The sequence below is a fragment of the Streptococcus sp. CL6.22 genome (assembly GCF_049738055.1).
Lineage (GTDB): Bacteria > Bacillota > Bacilli > Lactobacillales > Streptococcaceae > Streptococcus > Streptococcus mitis_DJ.
Genome location: NZ_JBKOTV010000003.1, coordinates 1 through 23,599, shown reverse-complemented (window position 1 = coordinate 23,599; position 23,599 = coordinate 1). Strand labels below are relative to the sequence as shown.

Here is a 23,599-nt window from a genome sequence, read left to right as displayed (position 1 = left end):
AATGGCAAAAACAATTCATACAGACAAAGCTCCAAAGGCTATCGGACCATATGTTCAAGGAAAAATCGTTGGCAACCTTTTGTTTGCTAGTGGTCAAGTTCCTCTCTCTCCTGAAACTGGAGAAATCGTTGGAGAAACGATCCAAGAACAGACAGAACAAGTCTTGAAAAACATCGGTGCTATTTTGGCAGAGGCAGGAACTGACTTTGACCATGTTGTCAAAACAACTTGTTTCTTGAGTGATATGAACGACTTTGTTCCTTTTAATGAGGTTTACCAAACAGCCTTTAAAGAGGAATTCCCAGCTCGTTCAGCTGTGGAGGTAGCTCGTCTTCCTCGTGATGTGAAAGTCGAAATCGAAGTCATCGCAGAGATTGGATAAGCTAGTTGAAGTTTGGTGTTGCCAAACTTCTTTTGATATAAGGAGAAAAAGATGACAAAGAAACAACTTCACTTGGTGATTGTGACAGGAATGAGTGGTGCAGGGAAAACAGTTGCCATTCAGTCCTTCGAAGATTTGGGTTATTTTACTATTGATAATATGCCTCCAGCTCTCTTGCCTAAGTTTTTGCAGTTGGTGGAAACAAAGGAAGACGACCATAAGTTGGCCTTGGTAGTAGATATGCGTAGCCGTTCTTTCTTCTCAGAGATTCAAGCTGTTTTGGATGAGTTGGAAAACAAGGAAGAACTGGACTTTAAAATTCTCTTTTTGGATGCAGCTGATAAGGAATTGGTCGCTCGTTACAAGGAAACCAGACGGAGTCACCCACTAGCAGCAGACGGTCGTATTTTAGATGGAATCAAGTTGGAACGTGAACTCTTGGCACCTTTGAAAAATATGAGCCAAAATGTGGTGGATACAACTGAACTTACTCCTCGTGAACTGCGTAAAACCATTGCAGAGCAGTTTTCGGATCAGGAACAAGCCCAGTCTTTCCGTATCGAAGTCATGTCTTTTGGCTTTAAATATGGAATCCCGATTGATGCAGATTTAGTCTTTGATGTGCGCTTTTTGCCAAATCCCTACTACCTACCAGAACTGAGAAACCAAACGGGTGTGGATGAACCAGTTTATGACTATGTCATGAATCATCCTGAGTCAGAAGATTTTTATCAACATTTGTTGGCCTTGATTGAGCCAATTTTGCCAAGTTACCAAAAGGAAGGGAAGTCCGTTTTGACCATTGCCATGGGCTGTACAGGAGGACAACACCGTAGTGTGGCCTTTGCTAAACGCTTGGCGCAGGACTTATCCAAGAATTGGCCTGTTAATGAAGGGCACCGCGACAAAGACCGAAGAAAGGAAACGGTAAACCGTTCATGAGAAAACCAAAGATAACGGTGATTGGTGGAGGGACTGGAATCCCCGTCATTCTTAAGAGTCTGCGGGAAAAAGATGTGGAAATCGCTGCTATCGTAACGGTGGCGGATGATGGTGGTTCTTCAGGTGAACTCAGAAAAAATATGCAACAATTGACACCGCCAGGTGATCTCCGCAATGTACTTGTAGCCATGTCGGATATGCCTAAGTTTTATGAGAAAGTCTTTCAGTATCGCTTCTCTGAAGATGCTGGAGCCTTTGCTGGCCATCCATTGGGCAATCTCATTATCGCTGGCCTGTCAGAAATGCAGGGTTCGACCTACAATGCCATGCAGTTGCTGAGCAAATTTTTCCATACAACTGGAAAGATTTATCCTTCCAGTGACCATCCTTTGACCCTACACGCAGTCTTTCAGGATGGGACAGAAGTGGCTGGAGAGAGTCATATTGCAGACCATCCAGGCATGATTGACCATGTCTATGTGACCAATACCCTCAATGATGATACGCCTCTGGCTAGCCGTCGAGTAGTGCAGACCATTCTTGAAAGTGACATGATTGTCCTCGGACCTGGTTCTCTCTTTACCTCGATTTTGCCCAATATCGTGATTAAGGAAATCGGGCAGGCGCTTTTGGAAACCAAGGCAGAAATCGCCTATGTCTGCAATATCATGACCCAACGTGGGGAGACGGAACACTTTACAGATAGTGACCATGTGGAAGTCTTGCATCGTCACCTTGGCCGACCTTTTATCGACACTGTCTTGGTGAATATCGAAAAAGTGCCTCAGGAATACATGAATTCCAACCGTTTTGATGAATACTTGGTGCAGGTGGAACATGATTTTGCTGGTCTTTGTAAGCAAGTTCCGCGTGTGATTTCATCCAACTTCCTTCGTCTGGAAAATGGGGGTGCCTTCCACGATGGAGATTTGATCGTGGATGAGTTGATGCGGATTATACAGGTGAGAAAATGAGTTTCACAGTAGCAGTAAAAGAAGAAATCCTGGGTCAGCACCATCTGAGCAGGCATGAATTATCAGCCATTATCAAGATGTCTGGTAGTATCGGTCTCTCGACCTCGGGCCTAACCTTGTCCGTCGTGACAGAAAATGCCAAGCTGGCTAGGCACCTCTATGAGTCCTTTCTCCATTTCTATGAAATCAAATCGGAAATTCGCCACCACCAACGGAGCAATCTTCGCAAGAATCGAGTCTATACCGTTTTTACGGATGAAAAGGTGCAGGACTTGTTGAGTGATTTGCACTTGGCAGACTCCTTCTTTGGCCTGGAAACAGGTATTGATGAGGAGATTTTGTCAGATGAGGAAGCAGGTCGTGCTTATCTTTGTGGCGCTTTCTTGGCAAATGGCAGCATTCGTGACCCTGAATCGGGTAAGTACCAGTTGGAAATCAGTTCTGTTTATCTAGACCATGCGCAAGGGATTGCCTCCCTTCTTCAGCAATTTTTACTGGATGCCAAGGTGCTTGAGCGCAAGAAGGGGGCTGTGACCTACCTCCAGCGAGCCGAAGATATCATGGACTTCTTGATTGTCATTGGTGCTATGCGGGCGCGTGATGATTTTGAGCGAGTTAAGATTTTACGAGAAACCCGTAATGATCTCAATCGGGCAAATAATGCTGAGACAGCTAATATCGCTCGGACAGTTTCTGCCAGCATGAAGACTATCAACAATATCAGCAAAATCAAAGATATCATGGGCTTAGAAAATCTGCCAGTGGATTTGCAGGAGGTAGCGCAGTTGCGGATTCAGCACCCAGACTACTCTATCCAACAGTTGGCAGATAGACTCAGCACCCCTCTGACCAAAAGTGGTGTTAACCACAGACTCAGAAAAATTAACAAGATAGCCGATGAGTTATAAAGATATAAAACACCTCTTTCTTGACAATTAAATAGAGTATGTGAGATAATAAAGGGGAATTGAGAAGTTCTAGCATTTTAGTGCTAACAGAAATCCCCTCGGTACTGCAATACCGAGGGGATTTTTTCTGGGTTAGATAGCACTAACCAGGAAGGTTACTTGTCGAAGTGATCGTCTAACCAACGAGTCACCAGCCATGAGATGATACTCTCGATGACTGCGATAAGTACTATTTTGAGAAGTTCTAGCATCTGTAATACCTCCTTTTCCAAGGCGTATTGTTAGTGCCGTCCCTATTATATCACATGTTTTATCAGTTTGATAGGCATTTTTATTTTTGTTAAAGACGGGGAAAATATGAGCTAACAAGATAGCCGATGAACTATAAAACCACGAATCCTATGTGACTCGTGGTTCTTTTTCTATAAACTAGTAGAGTGTTTTGGTTGTACTTTTTGTTCTGGGTCGATGTAGTTGATAGCATTATTGACAGCGGTTGGAGCTTCTCCGAGGCCTGTCGCAATCAGGTCAATTTTTCCGTCATAGTAGCAGCAGTCACCGATAGCATAGATACCTGCTTGGCTAGATTCCTGTTTGCTGTTGACAATAATCTTGTGACGGTTGAGGTCTAGACCCCAGTTTTTAAGGTTACCAACAGAAGATTTGAAACCATAGTTGACAAAGAGGTGGTCTAGGTCAATAGTTTCTGTTTCATCAGATTTGACTTTTGTGATTTCAAGTTTATCGAGTGTTTTTCCATCTCCAAGGAGTTGGCTAGGGACGAATGGTGTCTTGATGATCACAGAAGATTCCTGCAAAGCTTGGACACTGTGTTCCAAGGCGCGGAAATTATCTCTGCGGTGAACAAGGGTAGTTGGTGCAATTTTTTCAAAAGCCAAAGCCCAATCCACAGCCGAGTCTCCTCCACCAAGAATCGTCACTTTCTTACCAGCATATTGCTGGATGTTGGAAACGTGGTAGTGGATATTTTCATAGTCTTCAACGCCTTCTAGTTCCAGAGGACGTGGTTTGAAGGCACCGCCCCCCATAGCGATGATAACAGTTTTAGACAGGTGACTTCCTTTAGAAGTTGTAATTACAAAGCCTTCTTCTTGTTTTTCAATCTCAAGAACCGTTTCATTGAGATGAATAGGGGTATCAAAGCCGTTTAACTGTTCAATCAAGCGGTTGGTCAACTCTTCTCCAGTTAGGTTTGGGAAACCTGGTACGTCAAGGATTTCCTTTTCAGGGTAGAGAATAGCAGGTTGTCCACCTAGTTGGGGAAGAGAGTCGATGATTTGGACCTTGGCTTGGCGTAGGTGGGCATAGAAGGCCGCAAAAAGCCCGACAGGACCACCACCTACAATGGTAATATCATAGAGTTGAGACATGGTTTCTCCTTTGTTTTTTCTGGTCAGTTTATTTTATCATATTTTTCCTTAATTTAAAATGAAGTAGGATAGGGAAAAAAATGTCAGAAAAATGGTATAATAGAAAGGAACGTGTTTGGACAGAGAGGAGACAGCAGATGAACTTTCAACAATTATCCAACCTGCAATATTGGACTAGCTTGTTTTCTAGTCCTTGGAGTATTGCCATCAATGTGTTTGATATTTTGATTGTGGCCTATATTTTATATCGTTTTACAAAAGCGATAGCTGGTACCAAGATTATGATTTTGGTGCGGGGGGTTGTGATCTTTGTATTAGCCCAGGTTGTGGCCAATATCCTTGGTTTGACAACTATTTCTTGGTTGATTAATCAGATTATCACCTATGGGGTTATTGCTGCGGTTGTTATCTTCTCTCCAGAGATTCGGACTGGTTTGGAACGCTTGGGAAGGGCGACAGATTTCTTTTCTACTGCTCAAATTAGTGCAGAGGAGCAAATGATTCGTGCCTTTGTCAAGTCGGTTGAATATATGAGTCCTCGTAAGATTGGTGCTCTGGTTGCCATCCAACGAGTTCGGACCTTGCAAGAATACATTGCGACAGGGATTCCCTTGGATGCCAATATTTCAGCTGAACTCCTTATTAATATCTTTATCCCCAACACTCCCCTACACGATGGTGCTGTGATTATCAGAGAAAATCGAATAGCAGTAACCTCTGCCTATCTGCCCTTGACAGAAAGTACAGGGATTTCCAAGGAATTTGGGACCAGACACCGGGCGGCTATCGGTTTGTCAGAAGTATCCGATGCCTTGACCTTCATCGTCTCAGAGGAAACAGGTGGCATTTCTATTACCTATAACAGTGTTTTCAAGCACGACTTGACGATTGAAGAATTTGAAGCAGAGCTACGAGCAATTCTTTTGCCAGCTGTTGAGGAAAAAGTCAGTTTCAAGGACCGTTTGCTAGGAGGTTGGAAATATGAGAAAAAATAGTCTATATATCATTTCATCTCTCTTTTTTGCTTGTATCTTATTTATCTATGCAACGTCAACCAACTTTCAAAATAGCAATACTGCAAGGCAGGTTAAATCAGAAACTTACACCAATACGATAACGAACGTTCCTATCGTTATTCACTATGATAATGACCAGTATTTCATTAGTGGATTTGCATCAGAAGTTTCAGTTGTGCTGACAGGTGCCAATCGTGTGACCTTGGCCAGCGAAATGCAGGAGAGCACTCGTAAGTTTAAGGTAACTGCTGATTTGACGGATGCCAGTGTTGGAACGATTGAAGTTCCCTTGAATATTGAAAATCTTCCAAGCGGATTGACTGCTGTGGCAACTCCTCAAAAGATCACAGTGAAAGTTGGGAAGAAGGTTAAGCGAGATGGTATGATTGTTGTGCCACAAGTTGACCAAAGCCAGATTGATCCTAAGTTACAAATTGATAGTGTAACTGTGTCAAATGAACGGGTTTCTGTCACAACTGACCAAGAAACATTAGCTAAAATCGATCGCATTATTGCGCTTTTACCAACTAGCGAACGCATAACAGGTAATTATAGCGGTTCAGTACCTTTGCAGGCAATCGACCGTAATGGTGTTGTCTTACCAGCGGTGATTACTCCATTTGATACGACAATGAAGGTCACTACAAAACCTGTGGGTACAAGTTCAAACACATCAAATTCAACTACAAGCAGTTCGTCGGAGACATCTTCGTCAACGAAAGCAACTAGTTCAAAAACGAATTAAAAATAGGAAAAGGATTTTATAAAAATGGGTAAATATTTTGGGACTGATGGAGTCCGTGGAGAAGCTAACGTAGAACTAACGCCAGAATTGGCCTTTAAACTAGGACGTTTTGGAGGCTATGTTCTTAGCCAACATGAAACGGAAGCACCGAAAGTTTTTGTGGGACGTGATACACGTATTTCTGGGGAAATGCTAGAATCTGCCTTGGTAGCTGGTCTTCTTTCAGTTGGTATTCACGTATACAAACTAGGTGTTTTGGCAACACCAGCAGTAGCTTACTTGGTAAAAACTGAAGGAGCAAGTGCTGGTGTCATGATTTCTGCTAGCCACAATCCAGCCCTTGATAATGGAATTAAGTTCTTTGGCGGTGATGGCTTCAAACTGGACGATGAAAAAGAAGCAGAAATTGAAGCCTTGCTAGACGCTGCGGAAGATACTCTTCCTCGTCCAAGTGCAGAAGGCTTGGGAACCTTGGTAGATTATCCAGAAGGCTTGCGTAAGTATGAAGGCTATCTTGTTTCAACTGGAACTCCTCTTGAGGGAATGAAGGTTGCCTTGGACACAGCAAACGGTGCGGCGTCTACAAGTGCCCGTCAAATCTTTGCAGACCTTGGCGCTCAATTAACTGTTATCGGGGAAACACCAGATGGTCTTAACATCAACCTTAATGTTGGTTCAACTCACCCAGAAGCTCTTCAAGATGTGGTCAAAGAAAGCGGCTCAGCTATTGGTTTGGCCTTTGACGGAGACAGTGACCGTTTGATTGCTGTTGATGAAAATGGCGACATCGTTGATGGTGACAAGATTATGTACATCATCGGGAAATACCTTTCTGAAAAAGGACAATTGGCTCAAAATACAATTGTGACAACCGTGATGTCTAACCTTGGTTTCCACAAGGCCTTGGACCGCGAAGGAATCAACAAGGCAGTCACTGCAGTTGGCGACCGATACGTTGTTGAAGAAATGAGAAAATCAGGCTATAACCTTGGTGGTGAACAGTCTGGTCACGTCATCTTAATGGATTACAATACCACAGGTGACGGTCAATTATCCGCTGTTCAATTGACCAAAATTATGAAGGAAACTGGTAAGAGCTTGTCAGAGTTGGCAGCAGAAGTAACCATCTATCCACAAAAATTAGTCAATATCCGAGTGGAAAATGCCATGAAGGAAAAGGCTATGGAAGTGCCAGCTATCAAGGCTATCATCGAGAAGATGGAAAAAGAAATGGCAGGGAATGGCCGTATCCTTGTGCGCCCAAGTGGAACAGAGCCCCTTTTGCGTGTCATGGCAGAAGCACCTACAACAGAAGAAGTGGACTACTATGTTGATACTATCGCAGACGTAGTTCGAGCTGAAATCGGGATTGACTAAATCCTAGAAAACTAGATGAAAATAAAAAATTATGGTACAATAGCTTATAATATTGTAGCCGAGGGAGAAAGACATGAATCTTAAACGTGAACAAGAATTTGTCAGTCAGTATCATTTTGATGCGCGTAATTTTGAATGGGAAAATGAAAATGGAGCTCCTGAAACTAAGGTGGATGTGAACTTCCAATTACTCCAACATGACCAAGAAAATCAAGTGACATCTTTAGTGGTTGTCTTGAGTTTTATGATTGTCTTTGACAAATTTGTAATTAGTGGAACGATTTCTCAAGTGAACCATGTGGAAGGTCGTATTGTCAATGAACCAAGTGAGTTTAATCAAGATGAAGTTGAAACATTGGCTCGTCCATGTTTGAACATGCTCAACCGTTTGACTTATGAAGTAACTGAAATTGCATTAGACTTACCAGGAATCAATTTGGAGTTCTAATATGAAATTAGCTGTTATCACAGATTCCTCTGCCTATCTCAGTGCAGATACCTTGCAAAGAGAAGATTTATTTGTCTTGGATATTCCTGTTAATATTGATGGTGAGGAGTATGTCGAAGGGATCAATCTGACTGCTGAGGAATTTTACCAAAAAATGGCTCAGGCTTCTGAATTGCCTAAGACCAGTCAACCAAGTATTGCCAAGTTAGATGAGATTCTAACTTCGCTTAAAGAACAAGGCTATACACATGCTTTGGGGCTTTTCCTATCTTCTGGAATTTCAGGTTTTTACCAAAATATCCAGTATATGGTGGATGACTATGAGGGCTTAACCATTGCTTTTCCAGACACTTTGATCACAAGTGCTCCTCTGGGTATCATGGTTGAAAGTGTCTTTAACTGGCGAGACCAGGGCGATGACTTTGCCATTATTCAGGATAAGCTAGCTATTCAGATTAGTCACACATCTGCTTTCATCATGGTGGATGACTTGGACCACTTGGTTAAAGGGGGACGCCTTTCAAATGGAGCTGCGATTTTGGGCAATCTGCTAAGCATTAAGCCGATTCTTTATTTTAATGACCAAGGTGTGATTGAAGTGTACGAAAAAGTTCGTACTGAAAAGAAAGCAACCAAGCGTTTAATTGAGATTATCAAGGAAGCAACAGCTTCAGGCCAATACCGTATCATTGTCATTCACGGGAATGCTCCTGAAAAGGCTGAAGAATTGCGTCAGCACTTGCTAGATTCTGAAGTGGGTACGGATATTTCACTTGCTACATTTGGTAGTGTCATTGGAACACACCTAGGAGCAGGAAGTATTGCTCTGGGTTATATTCCAGTGATTTAGTTAGCACTTCTAGACTAGTTAAGAAGGCTTGTATCTTAGAAATTGAACACGGACTACCTGCCTCTTGAAAAAAGATGTCTGTCTTGCCTTTTGTGGAAAGTCAGCGCCATCCCCTATTTTTCATGGGCAGCTAAGGTCCTTTGTATCTTGATAATTGAACACGCCTGGAATCCTGTGTGAAAAAGATAGGTCTTCCAAGGAGTATTTACTCCTTGATCAGAACTCCTATTTTCACGTTGTGCTCTTACAGGCTTTGTATCTTAGACAGGAGTAGAGATGAGTATTCGAGTAATTATTGCTGGTTTTAAGGGAAAGATGGGCCAAGCTGCTTGTCAGATGGTCTTGGCTGATTCAGATTTGGACTTGGTAGCAGTTTTGGATCCTTTTGAGTCTGAATCAGAATGGCAGGGAATTCCTGTTTTCAAGGATAAGGCTGATTTAGCAGGCTTTGAAGCGGATGTCTGGGTAGATTTTACTACTCCAACTGTTGCCTACGAAAATACACGTTTTGCTCTTGAAAATGGTTTTGCTCCAGTGGTTGGAACGACAGGCTTTACTAGTGAAGAAATTGCAGAACTAAAAGCATTTTCTCGTGAACAAAATTTGGGTGGCTTGATCGCTCCTAATTTTGCCTTAGGTGCTGTTTTACTCATGCAATTTGCGACGCAGGCTGCCAAATATTTCCCAAATGTGGAGATTATCGAGCTCCATCATGACAAGAAAAAGGATGCACCGAGTGGAACAGCTATTAAAACAGCTGAGTTAATGGCAGAAGTTCGAGAGTCTATCCAGCAGGGTGCAGCAGATGAGGAAGAATTGATTGCAGGTGCCCGTGGTGCTGACTTTGATGGCATGCGCATCCACTCAGTTCGTTTGCCAGGCTTAGTAGCCCATCAGGAAGTCATTTTTGGCAATCAGGGAGAAGGATTGACCCTCCGTCATGACTCCTATGATCGCAGCTCCTTCATGACAGGGGTGAATTTGGGAATTAAAGAAGTTGTCAAGCGTCATGAGCTTGTCTATGGATTAGAACACTTATTATGAGATTAACGCAAATGCCTTCTGAATTTCAGAAGGCTTTACCAGTATTAGAAAAAATTAAAGAAGCAGGCTTTGAAGCCTATTTTGTTGGGGGATCTGTTCGAGATGCCCTTCTCAATCGTCCCATCCACGATGTGGATATTGCGACGTCTTCTTATCCAGAAGAGACCAAGCAGATTTTTCCTCGAACAGCCGATATCGGAATCGAGCATGGAACCGTCTTGGTTTTAGATGGGGATGAGGAGTATGAGGTAACCACCTTTCGGACAGAGGATGTCTATGTGGACTATCGCAGACCAAGTGCGGTTTCCTTTGTGCGCTCGCTAGAAGAAGACCTCAAGCGCCGTGATTTTACAGTCAATGCCTTTGCCTTGGACGAGACAGGAGAAATTGTTGACTTGTTCTATGGTTTAGAGGATTTGGAAAAGCAAGTCTTGCGAGCAGTTGGAGTGGCTAGTGAGCGTTTCAACGAAGATGCTCTGCGAATTATGCGTGGTTTCCGTTTTCAGGCCAGTCTTGGTTTTGAACTTGAGCCAGAAACATTTAAAGCTATGAAAATCTTGACGCCGCTTTTGGAGAAAATTTCTGTGGAGCGTACATTTGTCGAGTTTGATAAACTCTTGCTGGCTCCCTTTTGGAGAAGGGGATTGGCTTCCATGATTGAGAGTCAAGCTTATGATTATCTCCCTGATATGGCATCTAGCCAGAACAAGCTCAACAGACTGTTTGATTTGGAGACTGATTTTACTTTTGAATCTTCTGAGCAAGCCTGGGCAGCTCTACTGTGGGCTTTGGAGATTGAAAATGCGCAGCCATTTTTGAAGGCTTGGAAGACCTCACGCCAGTTTGCTAAACAGGTACAGGATTTGCTGACTATTTTGGCTCTGCGTGAAAAGGGAGAATTGAGCAAGCGAGATTGTTACCGCTTTGACTTGGCTTTGCTTTTACAGGCTGAAAATCTTCGTCAGGCTCAAGGAAAAGAAGTCAACCCACAAGCTATCACAGAAACCTACCAGAGTTTGACCATTCATGATAAGAAAGAAATTCAGATTAATGGTGGCATTTTGATTAAGGAATATGGCTATCAACCTGGGCCAGATTTGGGAGAGATTTTAACAGAGATTGAATATGCCATTGTCGATGGAGAATTGGAAAATGACCGTCAAGCTATCCATGCTTATCTGAGGGAGAAAAAATGAGTGATTTTATCGTTGAAAAACTAAGTAAATCGGTTGGTGACAAGACCGTTTTTAAGGATATTTCCTTTATCATCCATGACCTAGACAGAATCGGTCTGATTGGTGTCAATGGAACGGGCAAGACTACCCTTTTGGATGTTCTTTCTGGTGTTTCTGGCTTTGATGGGGATGTCAGTCCCTTTTCAGCTAAGAATGATTATCAAATTGGTTACTTGACCCAGGATCCTGATTTTGATGATAGCAAGACGGTCTTGGATACGGTTCTATCCAGCGACCTTAAGGAAATCCAGCTCATTCGTGAGTATGAGTTGATCATGCTCAACTACAGTGAGGACAAGCAGGCTCGTTTGGAACGGGTTATGGCAGAGATGGATTCTCTTCAAGCTTGGGAAATTGAGAGTCAGGTCAAGACCGTTCTCAGCAAGCTGGGTATTCAGGACTTATCTACTCCTGTTGGGGAATTGTCAGGTGGTCTAAGAAGACGGGTCCAATTGGCGCAAGTTTTACTTGGCAACCACGACCTCTTGCTTTTGGATGAGCCAACCAACCATCTGGATATTGCGACTATTGAGTGGCTGACCCTCTTTTTAAAAAATTCTAAGAAGACAGTTCTCTTTATCACTCACGATCGTTATTTCTTAGACGCTTTGTCAACACGGATTTTCGAATTGGATCGCGCAGGCTTGACCGAATATCAGGGCAATTATCAGGACTATGTTCGCCTTAAGGCGGAACAGGATGAGCGTGACGCGGCTCTTCTTCACAAAAAAGAACAACTTTATAAGCAAGAATTGGCCTGGATGCGCAGACAACCGCAGGCGCGTGCAACCAAGCAGCAAGCTCGTATCAATCGTTTCCACGACTTGAAGAAAGAAGTCTCAGGTGGCGTTGCTGAAACAGATTTGACCATGAACTTTGAAACCAGTCGTATTGGGAAGAAAGTCATCGAGTTTCAGGATGTTTCCTTTGCCTATGAAAATAAGCCCATTTTGCAAGATTTTAATCTCTTGGTGCAGGCCAAAGACCGTATTGGAATCGTTGGGGACAACGGTGTTGGGAAATCAACCCTGCTCAACCTGATTGCAGGAAGTCTTGATCCAACTGAAGGCCAAGTTGTCATAGGGGAAACTGTTCGCATCGCCTATTTTTCTCAGCAAATTGAGGGCTTGGATGAAAGCAAGCGAGTGATCAATTACTTGCAGGAAGTGGCAGAAGAGGTCAAGACCAGCGGTGGTTCTACGACTTCAATTGCAGAGTTGCTGGAGCAGTTCCTTTTCCAACGTTCGACGCATGGAACCTTGATTGAGAAATTGTCTGGGGGAGAGAAAAAACGTCTTTATCTCCTCAAATTACTCTTGGAAAAACCAAATGTTCTTCTCTTGGACGAACCGACAAATGACCTAGATATTGCGACTTTGACAGTTTTGGAGAATTTCTTGCAAGGCTTTGCGGGTCTAGTTTTGACTGTTAGTCACGACCGCTATTTCTTGGATAAGGTAGCGACCAAGATTCTTGCATTTGAGGATGGTAAAATTCGTCCTTTCTTTGGTCATTACACTGATTACCTTGATGAAAAAGCCTTTGAAACAGAGATGGCCAATCAAGTGCAAAAGGTCGAAAAGGAGAAAGTGGTCAAGGTCCGTGAAGACAAGAAACGCATGACCTACCAAGAAAAGCAGGAGTGGGCAAGCATTGAAGGCGATATTGAAACCTTGGAAAATCGTATCGCTGCTATTGAAGAGGAGATGCAGGCCAATGGTTCTGACTTTGGTAAGCTGGCTACTCTCCAAAAAGAATTAGATGAGAATAACGAAGCACTCCTTGAAAAATACGAACGCTATGAGTATCTAAGTGACTTTAATAGTTAAAAGAATAGAAAAATCCCGTCTCATGACAGGATTTCTCTATTCTTTTTTGGTTTCTTGATGAAAGATATTTTGCCAGGTTTCGTGGCGTCGCCAGATACTGGTATGGACGATGCCATCTAATTCATAGTAGATGAGTTTGGTCTTTTGACTGATGGAAGTGATTTGAATGTCTTTGATAGCAGAATTCAAGTCTTTTTCGGCTTTATAGGCCTCTTTATCCATCTGCTCTCCATCTTGACGAATATAGACAAAATCGTCAGCCAAGAGTTCTTCCAGTTGATTTCCTTGGTCAATCAATTGTTCGCGCATAAGCAATTTTTTGTAGACATTGTCTAAAATTTCATCCTCAGGGATAGGCGCTGGCTCAATATGGACATCGGTATCAAAGACGCCAAAACGTTCCTCCAGCATAGACTCGACTTGATCCGCGATTTCATGACTCTCAAAAACAGACAAGTCAGGATTCATTTCTAGCGTAATATCAAGATAAATGTTGCTACCGTAGGTGCGACCTCTTTGGGACTTAACCTTGCTGATTTTGGGAATTTCCATAATGGCCTTTTGATAGTCCTCAAGCAGACGGTCGTCAAAGCCATCTGAAAGACTAAAAGAAGACTCGATGAAGATATCATAAGCAGTTTTCAAGATAAAGAAAGTGATGATAATGGCAACCAGTTTATCCACAATGGGATAATTGAAACTGCTGGCCAGGATGGCAATGGTAGTACCAAGTGAGGTGACTGCATCAGAAAGATTGTCCTTGGCTGCTGCCTTTAGTGCCTTGGAGTTGGATTTCTTACTGAGGCGAGTATTGTAGAGATAAACTACAAACATAATCGATGCAGAAATAATTCCTAGAGTTGCACCAAGAGGATCAATAACCGTTTCTTCACGACTGAGAATCTTCTGAATGGTATCCCTTAGAACATCAAAGCCAACATAGAACATGATGATGGAAGTGATTAAGCTAGCCAAATCCTCAATCTTCCAGTGACCAAAACGGTGGTCACGGTCCGCAGGCTGGCGTGCCATTCGAATCCCAATCAAGAGGGCCACATTTCCAATGATATCGGATACGTTATTGAAACCATCTGCCACCAAACTGGATGAATCAAGAAGGTGGCCAGTTGCTAATTTGGCTGCAGACAAGAGCAGGTAGGTCGAAATACTGATGATGGCCCCACGCTCAGCTAACTTGAGATTTGAAATAGATTGCTTCATTCAACTTCCTTTCTAGTCACATAGCATTCTACCATTATACTGGTTTTCAAGGGAAAATTCAAACAAGGCAGTTTTTACTCTTTGAAAACTTTTCAAAATTTGGTATAATAGAACTACTCAAGGGAGTAGCTGGCAGAAACCTGTGATAGTGTCGTCATTCCGAATTTTATACTGAAAAGTATGCTTTCCGGCACTATCTTAAACAGCGAGACTTGTTATGATTAACAGGTCTCTTTTTGTTTGTCGTGAAAAGATGCGATGAGGGAAAAGAGAGTCTGTTTTGCACACAATGTCAAGGAGGAGACACATGTCAAAAGAACAAAAACGCCAAGCGTTTTACACTCAGAGTCCTGAAGAGGTCTTGAAGGCTGTGGATGCGACCGAGCAAGGTTTGTCATCAAGTGAGGCGGAAAAGCGCCTTGCTGAATTTGGCCATAATGAACTCGAAGAAGGCGAGAAACGATCAATCCTGGTCAAATTTATCGAGCAATTTAAGGATTTGATGATTATCATCCTAGTTGCGGCGGCTATCTTGTCAGTTGTGACTTCTGGTGGGGAAGATATCGCAGATGCCATTATCATCTTAGCCGTGGTAATCATCAATGCTGCCTTTGGTGTTTACCAAGAAGGAAAAGCAGAGGAAGCTATCGAAGCCCTCAAATCCATGTCTAGTCCAGCTGCCCGTGTTCTTCGTGATGGGCACATGGCTGAGATTGACTCTAAAGAATTGGTTCCAGGAGATATTGTTGCCCTTGAAGCTGGTGATGTAGTACCTGCAGACCTACGTTTGCTTGAAGCCAATTCTCTTAAAATTGAAGAAGCTGCCTTGACAGGTGAGTCTGTGCCAGTCGAAAAAGACTTGACAGTTGAACTTGCTGCAGATGCTGGTATTGGTGACCGTGTCAATATGGCCTTCCAAAACTCAAATGTGACTTATGGTCGTGGTCTTGGTGTTGTTGTCAATACAGGTATGTACACGGAAGTTGGTCATATCGCTGGCATGCTTCAAGATGCGGATGAGACGGATACACCACTCAAACAAAACTTGAACAACCTTTCTAAGGTATTGACCTATGCTATCTTGGTCATTGCCCTTGTTACTTTTGTAGTGGGTGTCTTCATTCAAGGGAAAAATCCACTTGGTGAGTTGATGACCTCTGTTGCGCTTGCTGTTGCAGCCATTCCAGAAGGGCTTCCTGCTATCGTAACCATCGTTCTTGCACTTGGTACTCAAGTTTTAGCCAAACGAAACTCAATCGTTCGTAAGTTGCCAGCTGTAGAAACTCTTGGTTCAACAGAAATCATCGCTTCTGATAAGACTGGTACGCTGACCATGAACAAAATGACAGTCGAAAAAGTATTCTACGACGCGGTCTTACATGACTCAGCTGATGACATTGAACTAGGTCTTGAAATGCCCCTTCTTCGTTCAGTTGTCTTGGCTAATGATACGAAAATTGATGTGGAAGGCAACCTGATTGGTGATCCAACCGAAACAGCCTTTATCCAGTATGCCTTGGATAAGGGTTACGATGTCAAAGGTTTCTTAGAGAAATATCCACGTGTGGCTGAGTTACCATTTGACTCTGACCGTAAGCTCATGTCAACGGTTCACCCATTGCCAGATGGTCGTTTTCTTGTAGCAGTCAAGGGTGCGCCAGACCAACTTTTGAAACGTTGTGTTCTTCGTGATAAGGCTGGGGATATTGCTCCGATTGATGAGAAGGTTACAAACCTCATTCACACAAACAACTCTGAAATGGCCCACCAAGCTTTGCGTGTCCTTGCAGGTGCGTATAAGATTATCGACAGCATTCCAGAAAACCTCACTTCTGAAGATCTCGAAAATGATTTAATCTTTACTGGTTTGATTGGGATGATTGATCCTGAACGTCCTGAAGCCGCTGAGGCTGTTCGTGTGGCTAAGGAAGCTGGAATCCGTCCAATCATGATCACTGGTGACCATCAAGATACAGCAGAAGCCATTGCCAAACGTTTGGGAATCATTGACGCAAACGATACCGAAGGCCACGTTTTAACTGGTGCTGAACTCAATGAATTGTCAGATGAAGACTTTGAAAAAGTAGTTGGTCAATACTCTGTTTACGCCCGTGTGTCTCCAGAGCACAAGGTTCGTATCGTCAAGGCTTGGCAAAAACAAGGTAAAGTCGTTGCCATGACAGGTGATGGTGTCAATGATGCGCCAGCTCTGAAAACAGCCGATATCGGTATCGGTATGGGAATCACTGGTACAGAGGTTTCTAAGGGGGCTTCTGACATGATTCTTGCAGATGATAACTTTGCGACTATCATTGTTGCAGTTGAAGAAGGACGTAAGGTCTTCTCAAACATTCAAAAGACTATTCAGTATCTGCTTTCTGCCAATACTGCTGAAGTATTAACAATCTTCCTATCAACCTTGTTTGGTTGGGATGTCTTACAGCCAGTTCATCTTTTGTGGATCAATTTGGTAACAGATACCTTCCCAGCTATCGCACTAGGTGTTGAACCTGCTGAGCCTGGTGTCATGAACCATAAACCACGTGGACGCAAGGCAAGCTTCTTCTCAGGTGGTGTTTTGAGTTCTATCATCTATCAAGGTGTACTCCAAGCAGCTATTGTTATGAGTGTTTATGGTCTTGCCCTTCTTTACCCAGTTCACGTGGGTGACAATCATGCCATTCACGCAGATGCCCTTACTATGGCCTTTGCAACCCTTGGTTTGATTCAGCTCTTCCATGCTTACAATGTGAAATCTGTCTATCAATCCATCTTGACAGTTGGTCCATTCAAGTCTAAGACATTTAACTGGTCCATCTTGGTATCTTTCATCCTTCTCATGGCAACAATTGTCGTAGAACCGCTTGAAGGAATCTTCCACGTAACCAAACTAGACTTGTCACAATGGGGAATCGTTATGGGCGGAAGCTTCTCAATGATTATTATCGTCGAAATTGTTAAGTTTGTTCAACGTAAACTCGGTTTTGACAAGAATGCGATTTAAAAAAAGTCATCTTCGGATGGCTTTTTGTTACAGTTGAGGGAAAGGGCTTGCAGTTGTCGGCTTTTGTGCTATAATTGCTATAATATAGTAAAAAGTAAGAGGAGTGTGAGGAAGTGGAGAAGAAAATTGTAAAGGATATTTTGTTTTTATCTCAGGTGTCTCAGCCGGCAAGTCAGGAAGATCTGTATCTTGCCAGAGATTTACAAGATACGCTCTTAGCAAATCGTGAGACCTGTGTTGGTCTGGCTGCCAATATGATTGGGGTGCAGAAGCGCGTGATTATTTTTAATCTTGGCTTGGTTCCTGTGGTGATGTTTAACCCAGTGCTCCTGTCCTTTGAAGGACCTTATGAGACAGAGGAAGGCTGTTTGTCCTTGGTAGGTGTTAGACCTACTAGGCGTTATGAAACTATAAGGATTGCCTATCGTGACAGCAAGTGGCAGGAACAGACCATTACCTTGACAGGCTTCCCAGCTCAGATTTGCCAGCATGAACTGGATCATTTGGAAGGACGAATCATTTAGGAGGAAAGCAAATGAAACGAATAGTCTTTGAACTTATTTTTATCGCAACGACCTGGTATATCTTTTTACCGCCTCTTAACCTGACCAGCTGGGAATTTCTCTTCTTCCTCTGTGGGCATTTGCTGGTTGTGGCAGTCTTATTTGGCTTTGGCAAGGGAATCAATTTAGTCAAAACGGTTCATGTGCGCCACGGCAAGGCAGAAGCTGCCTTAAATCTAGAGGGTTTCAAAATCAATCGGTTAGGGAAAATCCTTTTAGCTTCTATTGGAGGAATTCTTCTCTTGGCAGCTTTGGTTTCCTTGGTGACTTCTAGCATTTTTCAGGCTAAGAATTATGCCAATGTAGTCACGGTTACTGAAAAAGACTTTACTGAATTTCCTAAGACTGACACCAGTAAGGTTCCTATTTTAGATAGAAGTACTGCTGAAAAAATTGGTGACCGCTACTTGGGTTCCCTAACGGATAAGGTGTCGCAGTACGTAGCGGCAGACACCTATACCCAATTGACGATTGATGGGAAGCCTTATCGGGTTACACCCTTAGAATATGCAGACCCTATCAAGTGGTTTAATAATCAGGCTAAGGGAATCGGCGAGTATATCAAGGTGGACATGGTAACCGGTAATGCGGACTTGGTGGACTTGAAGACACCAATCAAGTATTCTGACTCGGAGTATTTTAACCGTGATGTCAAGCGTCACCTACGCTTGAAGTACCCAACTAAAATCTTCAAGACTCCATCTTTTGAGGTGGACGATGAGGGTAATCCTTTCTATGTAGCAACGGTTTACCAAAAGCAATTTGGACTTGCGGTTCCTCGTCCTGTTTCAGTCATTATCTTGGATGCCACAAATGGAGAAACCAAGGAATACAGCTTGGCAGATGTTCCAGAATGGGTGGACAGGGTTTATCCAGCTGAGGAAACTATTGAGCAAATTAACTACAACGGTAAGTACAAGGACGGTTTCTGGAATGCCATGATTTCCAAGAAAAACGTGACCCAGACTACCAAGGGCTATAATTACTTGTCTATCGGTAATGACATCTACCTCTACACAGGTGTGACATCGGCCAATGCAGATGAAAGTAATCTTGGTTTTATCCTTGAAAATATGCGAACAGGAGAAATCACTAAGTATAGTTTGGCTTCTGCGACCGAAGAATCAGCCCGTGAATCAGCCGAAGGTGCTGTTCAGGAGAAATCCTACAAGGCAACCTTCCCAATCCTCATCAACCTCAATGACAAACCTCTCTACATCATGGGCTTGAAGGACAATGCTGGCTTGGTCAAAGAGTACGCTTTGGTAGATGCAGTCGAGTACCAAAACGTTATCGTAGCTACGACAGTGGAAGAGCTACTCAGCAAGTACGCTAATAAAAACGACCTTGAAATTGATAATGAAACGACAGAAAGTATCAAGGGTGTGGTGGAAGACCTCAAATCAGCTGTTATCAAGGGCGACACCGTCTACTTTTTTAAAGTTGATGGTAAGATATACAAGGTCAAGGCCTCAGTATCAGATGACCTTCCTTACCTTGAAAATGGTAAAACCTTCGAAGGTCAAGTAGGAAAAGATAACTATCTTAAGACCTTTAAAGTTCAGTAAGAGGAGAGGCTGGGCAAAACCTCAATTTCAGGAAAAAATGAAGTAAATCTTTCCATCATAAAACGCATGGTATCAAGATTTCTCAATTCCTGATACTATGCATTTTTTAATTTTAATGCCTTTTTCCCAGTCTCTTTTCAGATGAATTCCTTGGTAGTGGCAAAAAAATATGCTACACTATCAATATGAAAATTTTAATCCCAACAGCAAAAGAAATGAACACAGACTTGCCAAGTATTGAAGCCACTCCTTTAAAACCAGAAAGTCAGGCTGTGCTGGATGCCTTGGCTCTCTATTCTGTTAGTCAATTGGAGAGTTTTTACAAAGTTTCAGCCGAGAAAGCTGTGGCAGAATTTCAAAATATCCAAACTTTAAAAAAACAAACTGCTCAACACTATCCAGCCTTGAAACTTTTTGATGGGCTTATGTACCGTCATATCAAGCGAGACAAACTGGACGAGGCAGAACAAGCCTATCTTGAAAATCATGTCTTCATTACCTCGGCCTTGTACGGTGTTGTTCCAGCCTTGTCACCTATGGCCCCTCACCGTTTGGACTTTTTGATGAAGTTAAAAGTCGCTGGTAAGACTTTGAAGAGCCATTGGAAGGCAGCCTATGATGAAGCTGTGAAGCAGGAAGAAATGATTTTTTCTCTCTTGTCGTCCGAGTTTGAGACTGTGTTTTCTAAGGAAATCAGAGAAAAAATGGTGACCTTCAAATTCATGGAGGATAGAGGTGGTCAGCTGAAGATTCACTCAACCATTTCCAAGAAAGCGCGTGGTGCCTTCCTAACATCTCTAATAGAAAATCAAGTACAAACTGTGGAGGAAGCACGTCGCTTGAACTTTGCCGGATTTGCCTACCGAGAAGATTTGTCACAACCACAGGAATTGGTTTTTGTTAAGGAAGTTTAGAAATCAGATAAGAGAAAAAGTCAGCAGGATTATGCTGACTTTTTTCTAGCTTATAAAGTATTGGACAAATGAATCTCATTTGATAAAGTATTAAGATGATTAACCAAATCCATTATTGACAGATGATTTTGACAAATAAACTTCTTGGTAATTCCTGGAATATAGAAATTAGACACGATGATATCATAACCTGTCTGATTTAAAATCTCAGGACTCGTTTCCAATTCATCCCAAGTATCGAAGGTAAAGCGGTTATTACAGTAGTAGGAAAGCATATCAACAAAGGTAAGGGATATAGCATGGTCAAAATTACTGATAATCAAAACCTTGATAGGTGGTCGATTTTCTAACAACTGAGTAGAGAGGTTTTCAGCATGGGTTAAGATGGTGTACATCAAGTGTTCCAACTGTTCAGGATGGTCATGCTGTCCAATTGCCTGACGATATTGGGCCAGTTCTTGACGTGCACTTCCCATAAAGTCTGGGAAGTAAACTTCAAATTTTTTAATCGTCAATGCTTTTTGTTCAAATAAGATTGGGGTAGAAAAGATTTCCTGTCTTTCAAAGAAAGCAGTGTTGTGTAAATGCCAAATAAGCTCATCGTGGTTAGTAAAAGTAATCTTATATTGTTTTGCTAGGCGTTCTAATATTTGACTAAGAAATTGGTAAGAGTATCTTGCTTCACTGTTATCTTCTAAAGAGTTGAAGAATTCTTGAGGATCTAAGAAAAGATTGTTTTGAATAAAGGATATAAAAATTTGGGCAATGATATCTGGGGTGATTTCCAGTCCCAGTTTTTCAGAAAAATGGACAAGTATCTCCTCAAAGTTTGGAATACTCATCAAAAGAGGGTAGTATTCATCGTAGAAATGATTTGGTAAGTCGATGAAATGACCGTTTTTAATGCGGTAAATACTGATGGCTATCATCAATTTGTACATTCTATAGATTGAAAATCGCATTGGATAATTCGTGATCTTATAGAAGAAGTCAGTGAACTCTGTTAAATCCTCTTCAGGAAGGTCAGGAAAAGGCCAGTCTAGGAAATAATAGCGCTCAGAAAAATATTGGGCAAAAAAATAGCGAATATCGATTTCATTGCCACGTATTTCGGATGGAGTAAATGATAGTTCAATTTGGAATTGAGTTGACAGAGTTTTTGTAATATTTCTGCCCAATCGATAGAGGTTGGCATTACTAGAGTGAAGATTTTCTATTGTTCGATAAATAGGTAGGCCCTCATTAAAAAACAGATACTCTAGTAATTGAAAAGATTGAGAATGAGCAAGAAAATATTGATAAATATCTTCAACGCTAGTATTAACTTCTAAATCTATCATAATTCCGTTAACAGAAGATTGGATGTCGATAGTTGGAAATGCAGCACGCAATTCATTTAAATCACTTTTTAAGATTCGCTCAGTACATCCTAACTTATCGGCAAGTTCATGTAATTTCAACCAATCGCGATGTTGAATCAAGGTTTCCATTAAACGTAATTGTCGCTGATCTTTCGTAGATAAAAGGTTACGCATATAGGTATTTCCTCCTTAATTTATTATATCATGTTTTTGTCTAAAAAGTACAAAAAACTTAGAGTAAGAAAATTGTCGTTAGTAATCAGAAAATTTAGAATAAGATAAGTGGCTCTTAGGTGCAAAAACAGAATATATTAATTCTTCAGAAAATATTGATTTATATATTGAATAGTTGTAGAGTTAAAATTATAAAATACTTTCTAGGAGTTCACAATGAAACATTCACATAAGAAATCATTTGACTGGTATAGCATGCAACAACGATACTCTATTCGTAAGTATCACTTTGGTGCGGCTAGTGTCTTGCTCGGGACAGCCTTAGTCTTGGGAACTGCTGCCAATGCGCAAGCAGTACAAGCGGAGGAACAACATCCTGAGGCAACTAATAGTGTCTCTGTTGATAAGGTAGATGAAGCTACTAAAACAGCAGAAGTTTCTACACCTAAAAAAGAAACAACTTATGCAGCTCCAACTGTTGCTAACCCAGTAGAAGTAACTCCAGCTAAATCTGATGAAGCTAAAGTGCCAGCAGAAAAAGTTGAAGAAGCAAAAGATAAAAAAGAAGAAGTAAGTCATCAAGATGCTGTTGACAAGTCAAAATTGTTAACGGCTCTTTCGCGTGCAGAAAAATTGGAGCTTAAGTTATATACTGAAGATAGTGTAAAACGCCTTCAAAATAGTATCCAATCTGCTAAAGGATTATTAAATAAAGCAGATGTGACAGAGTCAGAATTATCTCAAGCAGAGTCTGATCTTCAAGCAGCAGTTATCGCTTTGGAACTTAGAGGGACAACTACAACTAAAGTTGCTGATAAAATTGAAGTAGTGAGCAAAATTGAATCTGCTGAAAAGAAAAATACAGAATCAAAGGTGGCTGAAAAAACTTCTGAAGTAGATAAAGAGTCAGTAGAAAAAGATAAAACTGCCTTAAAACCTGTAAAGGGACTTCGAGTTGAAGATGCAAAGGCAAATATAAAAGGCGGATGGAATATTCCGTTAGATCAAGAAGCGAGCTTGAGATTAAAGAGTGCTATTGAGGCTCATGCAGCACAAGGTAGTTCGCGTCGTCGGAAACGTGCTATCGGAGATTTGGATTATACTTTCAAGAAAGTTATGACACCGGTCAATCCAGGTTTCTACGCAGATGCCAAGAGTGTTGATGAGTTAACAGTTAACCCAGACTATATAAATGAAACAGTTGTCAACGTTTGGTATAAAGACTTAGGTTATATCAATTTAGTTGACAAAGATGGACATTACATCAATTCAAATGGTGAGGTAGTCGAGAATAAAGAAGATGCTATTCGTCGACAATATAAAAACGACTTTAATGATACAACAAGAGCAGATGTTACTGAAATTCCTCAAGCACCAGTTGGTTGGAAAATTAGTGACAACCAATCTATTCACGGATATAATGCAGAAACAAAAACTATTGATCCAAACGACGATAATGATTTAGATGCTGTTGGTACAGACTCTAATGTGGTCATTGAAAAAGAAAATCAAAAAGCTGTTATCCGTTATGTAAGTACTAATGGTAACCGTGTTCTCACAACAGATGAAGTGACAGGTAAGTCAGGTGAAGCCATTGCCTACAGCACAACAAGTCAAATCACAGAATTCAAGAAACAAGGCTATAACCTTGTT

Annotated in this window: 20 protein-coding genes; 17 read left to right on the top strand and 3 right to left on the bottom strand. The window is 41.8% G+C overall.

Annotation, left to right across the window (positions count from 1 at the left end; genetic code table 11):
- Position 1: 1 nt before the first annotated feature.
- From ACLNCW_RS01975 to whiA, 4 genes are read left to right on the top strand one after another with little or no spacing between them, the layout of a single operon-like run.
- A complete protein-coding gene (locus tag ACLNCW_RS01975; RefSeq protein WP_001140420.1) occupies positions 2 to 382 on the top strand; it encodes a RidA family protein in 381 nt (126 codons plus the stop codon).
- A 51-nt stretch (positions 383 to 433) separates the two neighbouring features.
- The gene (gene rapZ, locus ACLNCW_RS01970) at positions 434 to 1,324 is read left to right on the top strand and encodes an RNase adapter RapZ (RefSeq protein ID WP_020903049.1); all 891 of its coding nucleotides are present in this window, start codon (positions 434 to 436) and stop codon (positions 1,322 to 1,324) included.
- Entirely contained in the window at positions 1,321 to 2,298 is a 978-nt protein-coding gene (locus tag ACLNCW_RS01965; protein WP_001231075.1) for a YvcK family protein, read from the top strand. Before rapZ ends, ACLNCW_RS01965 begins: the two co-directional genes overlap by 4 nt.
- Positions 2,295 to 3,206 carry a DNA-binding protein WhiA gene (whiA, locus tag ACLNCW_RS01960; RefSeq protein ID WP_000011282.1) on the top strand — a complete coding sequence of 304 codons (912 nt, stop codon included), beginning with the start codon at positions 2,295 to 2,297 and terminating at the stop codon, positions 3,204 to 3,206. The genes ACLNCW_RS01965 and whiA overlap by 4 nt, the downstream gene beginning before the upstream one ends.
- Positions 3,207 to 3,628: 422 nt before the next feature.
- Here whiA and ACLNCW_RS01955 read toward each other — a convergent pair whose 3' ends face one another.
- Positions 3,629 to 4,597 carry an NAD(P)/FAD-dependent oxidoreductase gene (locus ACLNCW_RS01955; protein ID WP_033681527.1) on the bottom strand — a complete coding sequence of 323 codons (969 nt, stop codon included), beginning with the start codon at positions 4,595 to 4,597 and terminating at the stop codon, positions 3,629 to 3,631.
- Positions 4,598 to 4,734: 137 nt separating this feature from the next.
- Here ACLNCW_RS01955 and cdaA point away from each other — a divergent pair, with 137 nt between their 5' ends.
- The 8 genes from cdaA to ACLNCW_RS01915 all read left to right on the top strand — a co-directional run bounded on the left by cdaA (position 4,735) and on the right by ACLNCW_RS01915 (position 13,141).
- Complete coding sequence (gene cdaA / locus ACLNCW_RS01950; protein ID WP_261081125.1) at positions 4,735 to 5,592, top strand: diadenylate cyclase CdaA; 858 nt, start codon at positions 4,735 to 4,737, stop codon at positions 5,590 to 5,592.
- Positions 5,579 to 6,358, top strand: coding sequence for a CdaR family protein (locus tag ACLNCW_RS01945; RefSeq protein WP_424845281.1), 780 nt, complete (start codon positions 5,579 to 5,581; stop codon positions 6,356 to 6,358). Before cdaA ends, ACLNCW_RS01945 begins: the two co-directional genes overlap by 14 nt.
- A gap of 24 nt (positions 6,359 to 6,382) precedes the next feature.
- Positions 6,383 to 7,735, top strand: coding sequence for a phosphoglucosamine mutase (gene glmM, locus ACLNCW_RS01940; protein ID WP_424845280.1), 1,353 nt, complete (start codon positions 6,383 to 6,385; stop codon positions 7,733 to 7,735).
- 73 nt (positions 7,736 to 7,808) lie between these two features.
- Complete coding sequence (locus ACLNCW_RS01935) at positions 7,809 to 8,183, top strand: DUF1149 family protein (protein WP_424845279.1); 375 nt, start codon at positions 7,809 to 7,811, stop codon at positions 8,181 to 8,183.
- 1 nt (position 8,184) lies between these two features.
- Positions 8,185 to 9,033 carry a DegV family protein gene (locus tag ACLNCW_RS01930; RefSeq protein ID WP_000762173.1) on the top strand — a complete coding sequence of 283 codons (849 nt, stop codon included), beginning with the start codon at positions 8,185 to 8,187 and terminating at the stop codon, positions 9,031 to 9,033.
- 276 nt (positions 9,034 to 9,309) lie between these two features.
- Positions 9,310 to 10,077 carry a 4-hydroxy-tetrahydrodipicolinate reductase gene (gene dapB / locus ACLNCW_RS01925; protein ID WP_049499701.1) on the top strand — a complete coding sequence of 256 codons (768 nt, stop codon included), beginning with the start codon at positions 9,310 to 9,312 and terminating at the stop codon, positions 10,075 to 10,077.
- Positions 10,074 to 11,273 carry a CCA tRNA nucleotidyltransferase gene (locus tag ACLNCW_RS01920; RefSeq protein WP_080566662.1) on the top strand — a complete coding sequence of 400 codons (1,200 nt, stop codon included), beginning with the start codon at positions 10,074 to 10,076 and terminating at the stop codon, positions 11,271 to 11,273. The genes dapB and ACLNCW_RS01920 overlap by 4 nt, the downstream gene beginning before the upstream one ends.
- Positions 11,270 to 13,141 carry an ABC-F family ATP-binding cassette domain-containing protein gene (locus ACLNCW_RS01915; protein WP_424845278.1) on the top strand — a complete coding sequence of 624 codons (1,872 nt, stop codon included), beginning with the start codon at positions 11,270 to 11,272 and terminating at the stop codon, positions 13,139 to 13,141. The genes ACLNCW_RS01920 and ACLNCW_RS01915 overlap by 4 nt, the downstream gene beginning before the upstream one ends.
- Positions 13,142 to 13,177: 36 nt before the next feature.
- Here the strand turns inward: ACLNCW_RS01915 and mntE are convergent, their stop codons facing one another.
- The gene (mntE, locus tag ACLNCW_RS01910; RefSeq protein WP_424845277.1) at positions 13,178 to 14,362 is read right to left on the bottom strand and encodes a CDF family manganese efflux transporter MntE; all 1,185 of its coding nucleotides are present in this window, start codon (positions 14,360 to 14,362) and stop codon (positions 13,178 to 13,180) included.
- 307 nt (positions 14,363 to 14,669) lie between these two features.
- Here mntE and ACLNCW_RS01905 point away from each other — a divergent pair, with 307 nt between their 5' ends.
- From ACLNCW_RS01905 to yaaA, 4 genes are all read left to right on the top strand, one after another.
- A complete protein-coding gene (locus ACLNCW_RS01905; protein WP_261044461.1) occupies positions 14,670 to 17,366 on the top strand; it encodes a cation-translocating P-type ATPase in 2,697 nt (898 codons plus the stop codon).
- A gap of 113 nt (positions 17,367 to 17,479) precedes the next feature.
- The gene (locus tag ACLNCW_RS01900; RefSeq protein ID WP_020903057.1) at positions 17,480 to 17,890 is read left to right on the top strand and encodes a peptide deformylase; all 411 of its coding nucleotides are present in this window, start codon (positions 17,480 to 17,482) and stop codon (positions 17,888 to 17,890) included.
- A gap of 11 nt (positions 17,891 to 17,901) precedes the next feature.
- Positions 17,902 to 19,497: a hypothetical protein gene (locus tag ACLNCW_RS01895; protein WP_424845276.1), complete on the top strand. Its 1,596-nt coding sequence runs from the start codon at positions 17,902 to 17,904 to the stop codon at positions 19,495 to 19,497.
- A gap of 185 nt (positions 19,498 to 19,682) precedes the next feature.
- Entirely contained in the window at positions 19,683 to 20,411 is a 729-nt protein-coding gene (yaaA, locus tag ACLNCW_RS01890) for a peroxide stress protein YaaA (RefSeq protein WP_049516343.1), read from the top strand.
- A 50-nt stretch (positions 20,412 to 20,461) separates the two neighbouring features.
- Here yaaA and pclR read toward each other — a convergent pair whose 3' ends face one another.
- Positions 20,462 to 21,946, bottom strand: coding sequence for a virulence transcriptional activator PclR (gene pclR / locus ACLNCW_RS01885; RefSeq protein ID WP_424845275.1), 1,485 nt, complete (start codon positions 21,944 to 21,946; stop codon positions 20,462 to 20,464).
- A 216-nt stretch (positions 21,947 to 22,162) separates the two neighbouring features.
- Between pclR and ACLNCW_RS01880 the strand changes: the two genes are divergently transcribed.
- Positions 22,163 to 23,599, top strand: a 1,437-nt coding sequence (locus ACLNCW_RS01880) for a YSIRK-type signal peptide-containing protein (RefSeq protein ID WP_424845274.1), incomplete at its 3' end; no start/stop codon positions are given.

What these genes read in the sequence shown, in the direction of transcription:
- whiA (WP_000011282.1), top strand. Translation starts at nt 2,295, where the DNA reads ATGAGTTTCACAGTAGCAGTAAAAGAAGAAATCCTGGGTCAGCACCAT.
- ACLNCW_RS01945 (WP_424845281.1), top strand. Translation starts at nt 5,579, where the DNA reads ATGAGAAAAAATAGTCTATATATCATTTCATCTCTCTTTTTTGCTTGT.
- cdaA (WP_261081125.1), top strand. Translation starts at nt 4,735, where the DNA reads ATGAACTTTCAACAATTATCCAACCTGCAATATTGGACTAGCTTGTTT.
- rapZ (WP_020903049.1), top strand. Translation starts at nt 434, where the DNA reads ATGACAAAGAAACAACTTCACTTGGTGATTGTGACAGGAATGAGTGGT.
- ACLNCW_RS01975 (WP_001140420.1), top strand. Translation starts at nt 2, where the DNA reads ATGGCAAAAACAATTCATACAGACAAAGCTCCAAAGGCTATCGGACCA.
- dapB (WP_049499701.1), top strand. Translation starts at nt 9,310, where the DNA reads ATGAGTATTCGAGTAATTATTGCTGGTTTTAAGGGAAAGATGGGCCAA.
- ACLNCW_RS01920 (WP_080566662.1), top strand. Translation starts at nt 10,074, where the DNA reads ATGAGATTAACGCAAATGCCTTCTGAATTTCAGAAGGCTTTACCAGTA.
- yaaA (WP_049516343.1), top strand. Translation starts at nt 19,683, where the DNA reads ATGAAAATTTTAATCCCAACAGCAAAAGAAATGAACACAGACTTGCCA.
- ACLNCW_RS01905 (WP_261044461.1), top strand. Translation starts at nt 14,670, where the DNA reads ATGTCAAAAGAACAAAAACGCCAAGCGTTTTACACTCAGAGTCCTGAA.
- glmM (WP_424845280.1), top strand. Translation starts at nt 6,383, where the DNA reads ATGGGTAAATATTTTGGGACTGATGGAGTCCGTGGAGAAGCTAACGTA.
- ACLNCW_RS01955 (WP_033681527.1), bottom strand. Translation starts at nt 4,597, where the DNA reads ATGTCTCAACTCTATGATATTACCATTGTAGGTGGTGGTCCTGTCGGG.
- ACLNCW_RS01935 (WP_424845279.1), top strand. Translation starts at nt 7,809, where the DNA reads ATGAATCTTAAACGTGAACAAGAATTTGTCAGTCAGTATCATTTTGAT.
- ACLNCW_RS01965 (WP_001231075.1), top strand. Translation starts at nt 1,321, where the DNA reads ATGAGAAAACCAAAGATAACGGTGATTGGTGGAGGGACTGGAATCCCC.
- mntE (WP_424845277.1), bottom strand. Translation starts at nt 14,362, where the DNA reads ATGAAGCAATCTATTTCAAATCTCAAGTTAGCTGAGCGTGGGGCCATC.
- ACLNCW_RS01895 (WP_424845276.1), top strand. Translation starts at nt 17,902, where the DNA reads ATGAAACGAATAGTCTTTGAACTTATTTTTATCGCAACGACCTGGTAT.
- pclR (WP_424845275.1), bottom strand. Translation starts at nt 21,946, where the DNA reads ATGCGTAACCTTTTATCTACGAAAGATCAGCGACAATTACGTTTAATG.
- ACLNCW_RS01930 (WP_000762173.1), top strand. Translation starts at nt 8,185, where the DNA reads ATGAAATTAGCTGTTATCACAGATTCCTCTGCCTATCTCAGTGCAGAT.
- ACLNCW_RS01915 (WP_424845278.1), top strand. Translation starts at nt 11,270, where the DNA reads ATGAGTGATTTTATCGTTGAAAAACTAAGTAAATCGGTTGGTGACAAG.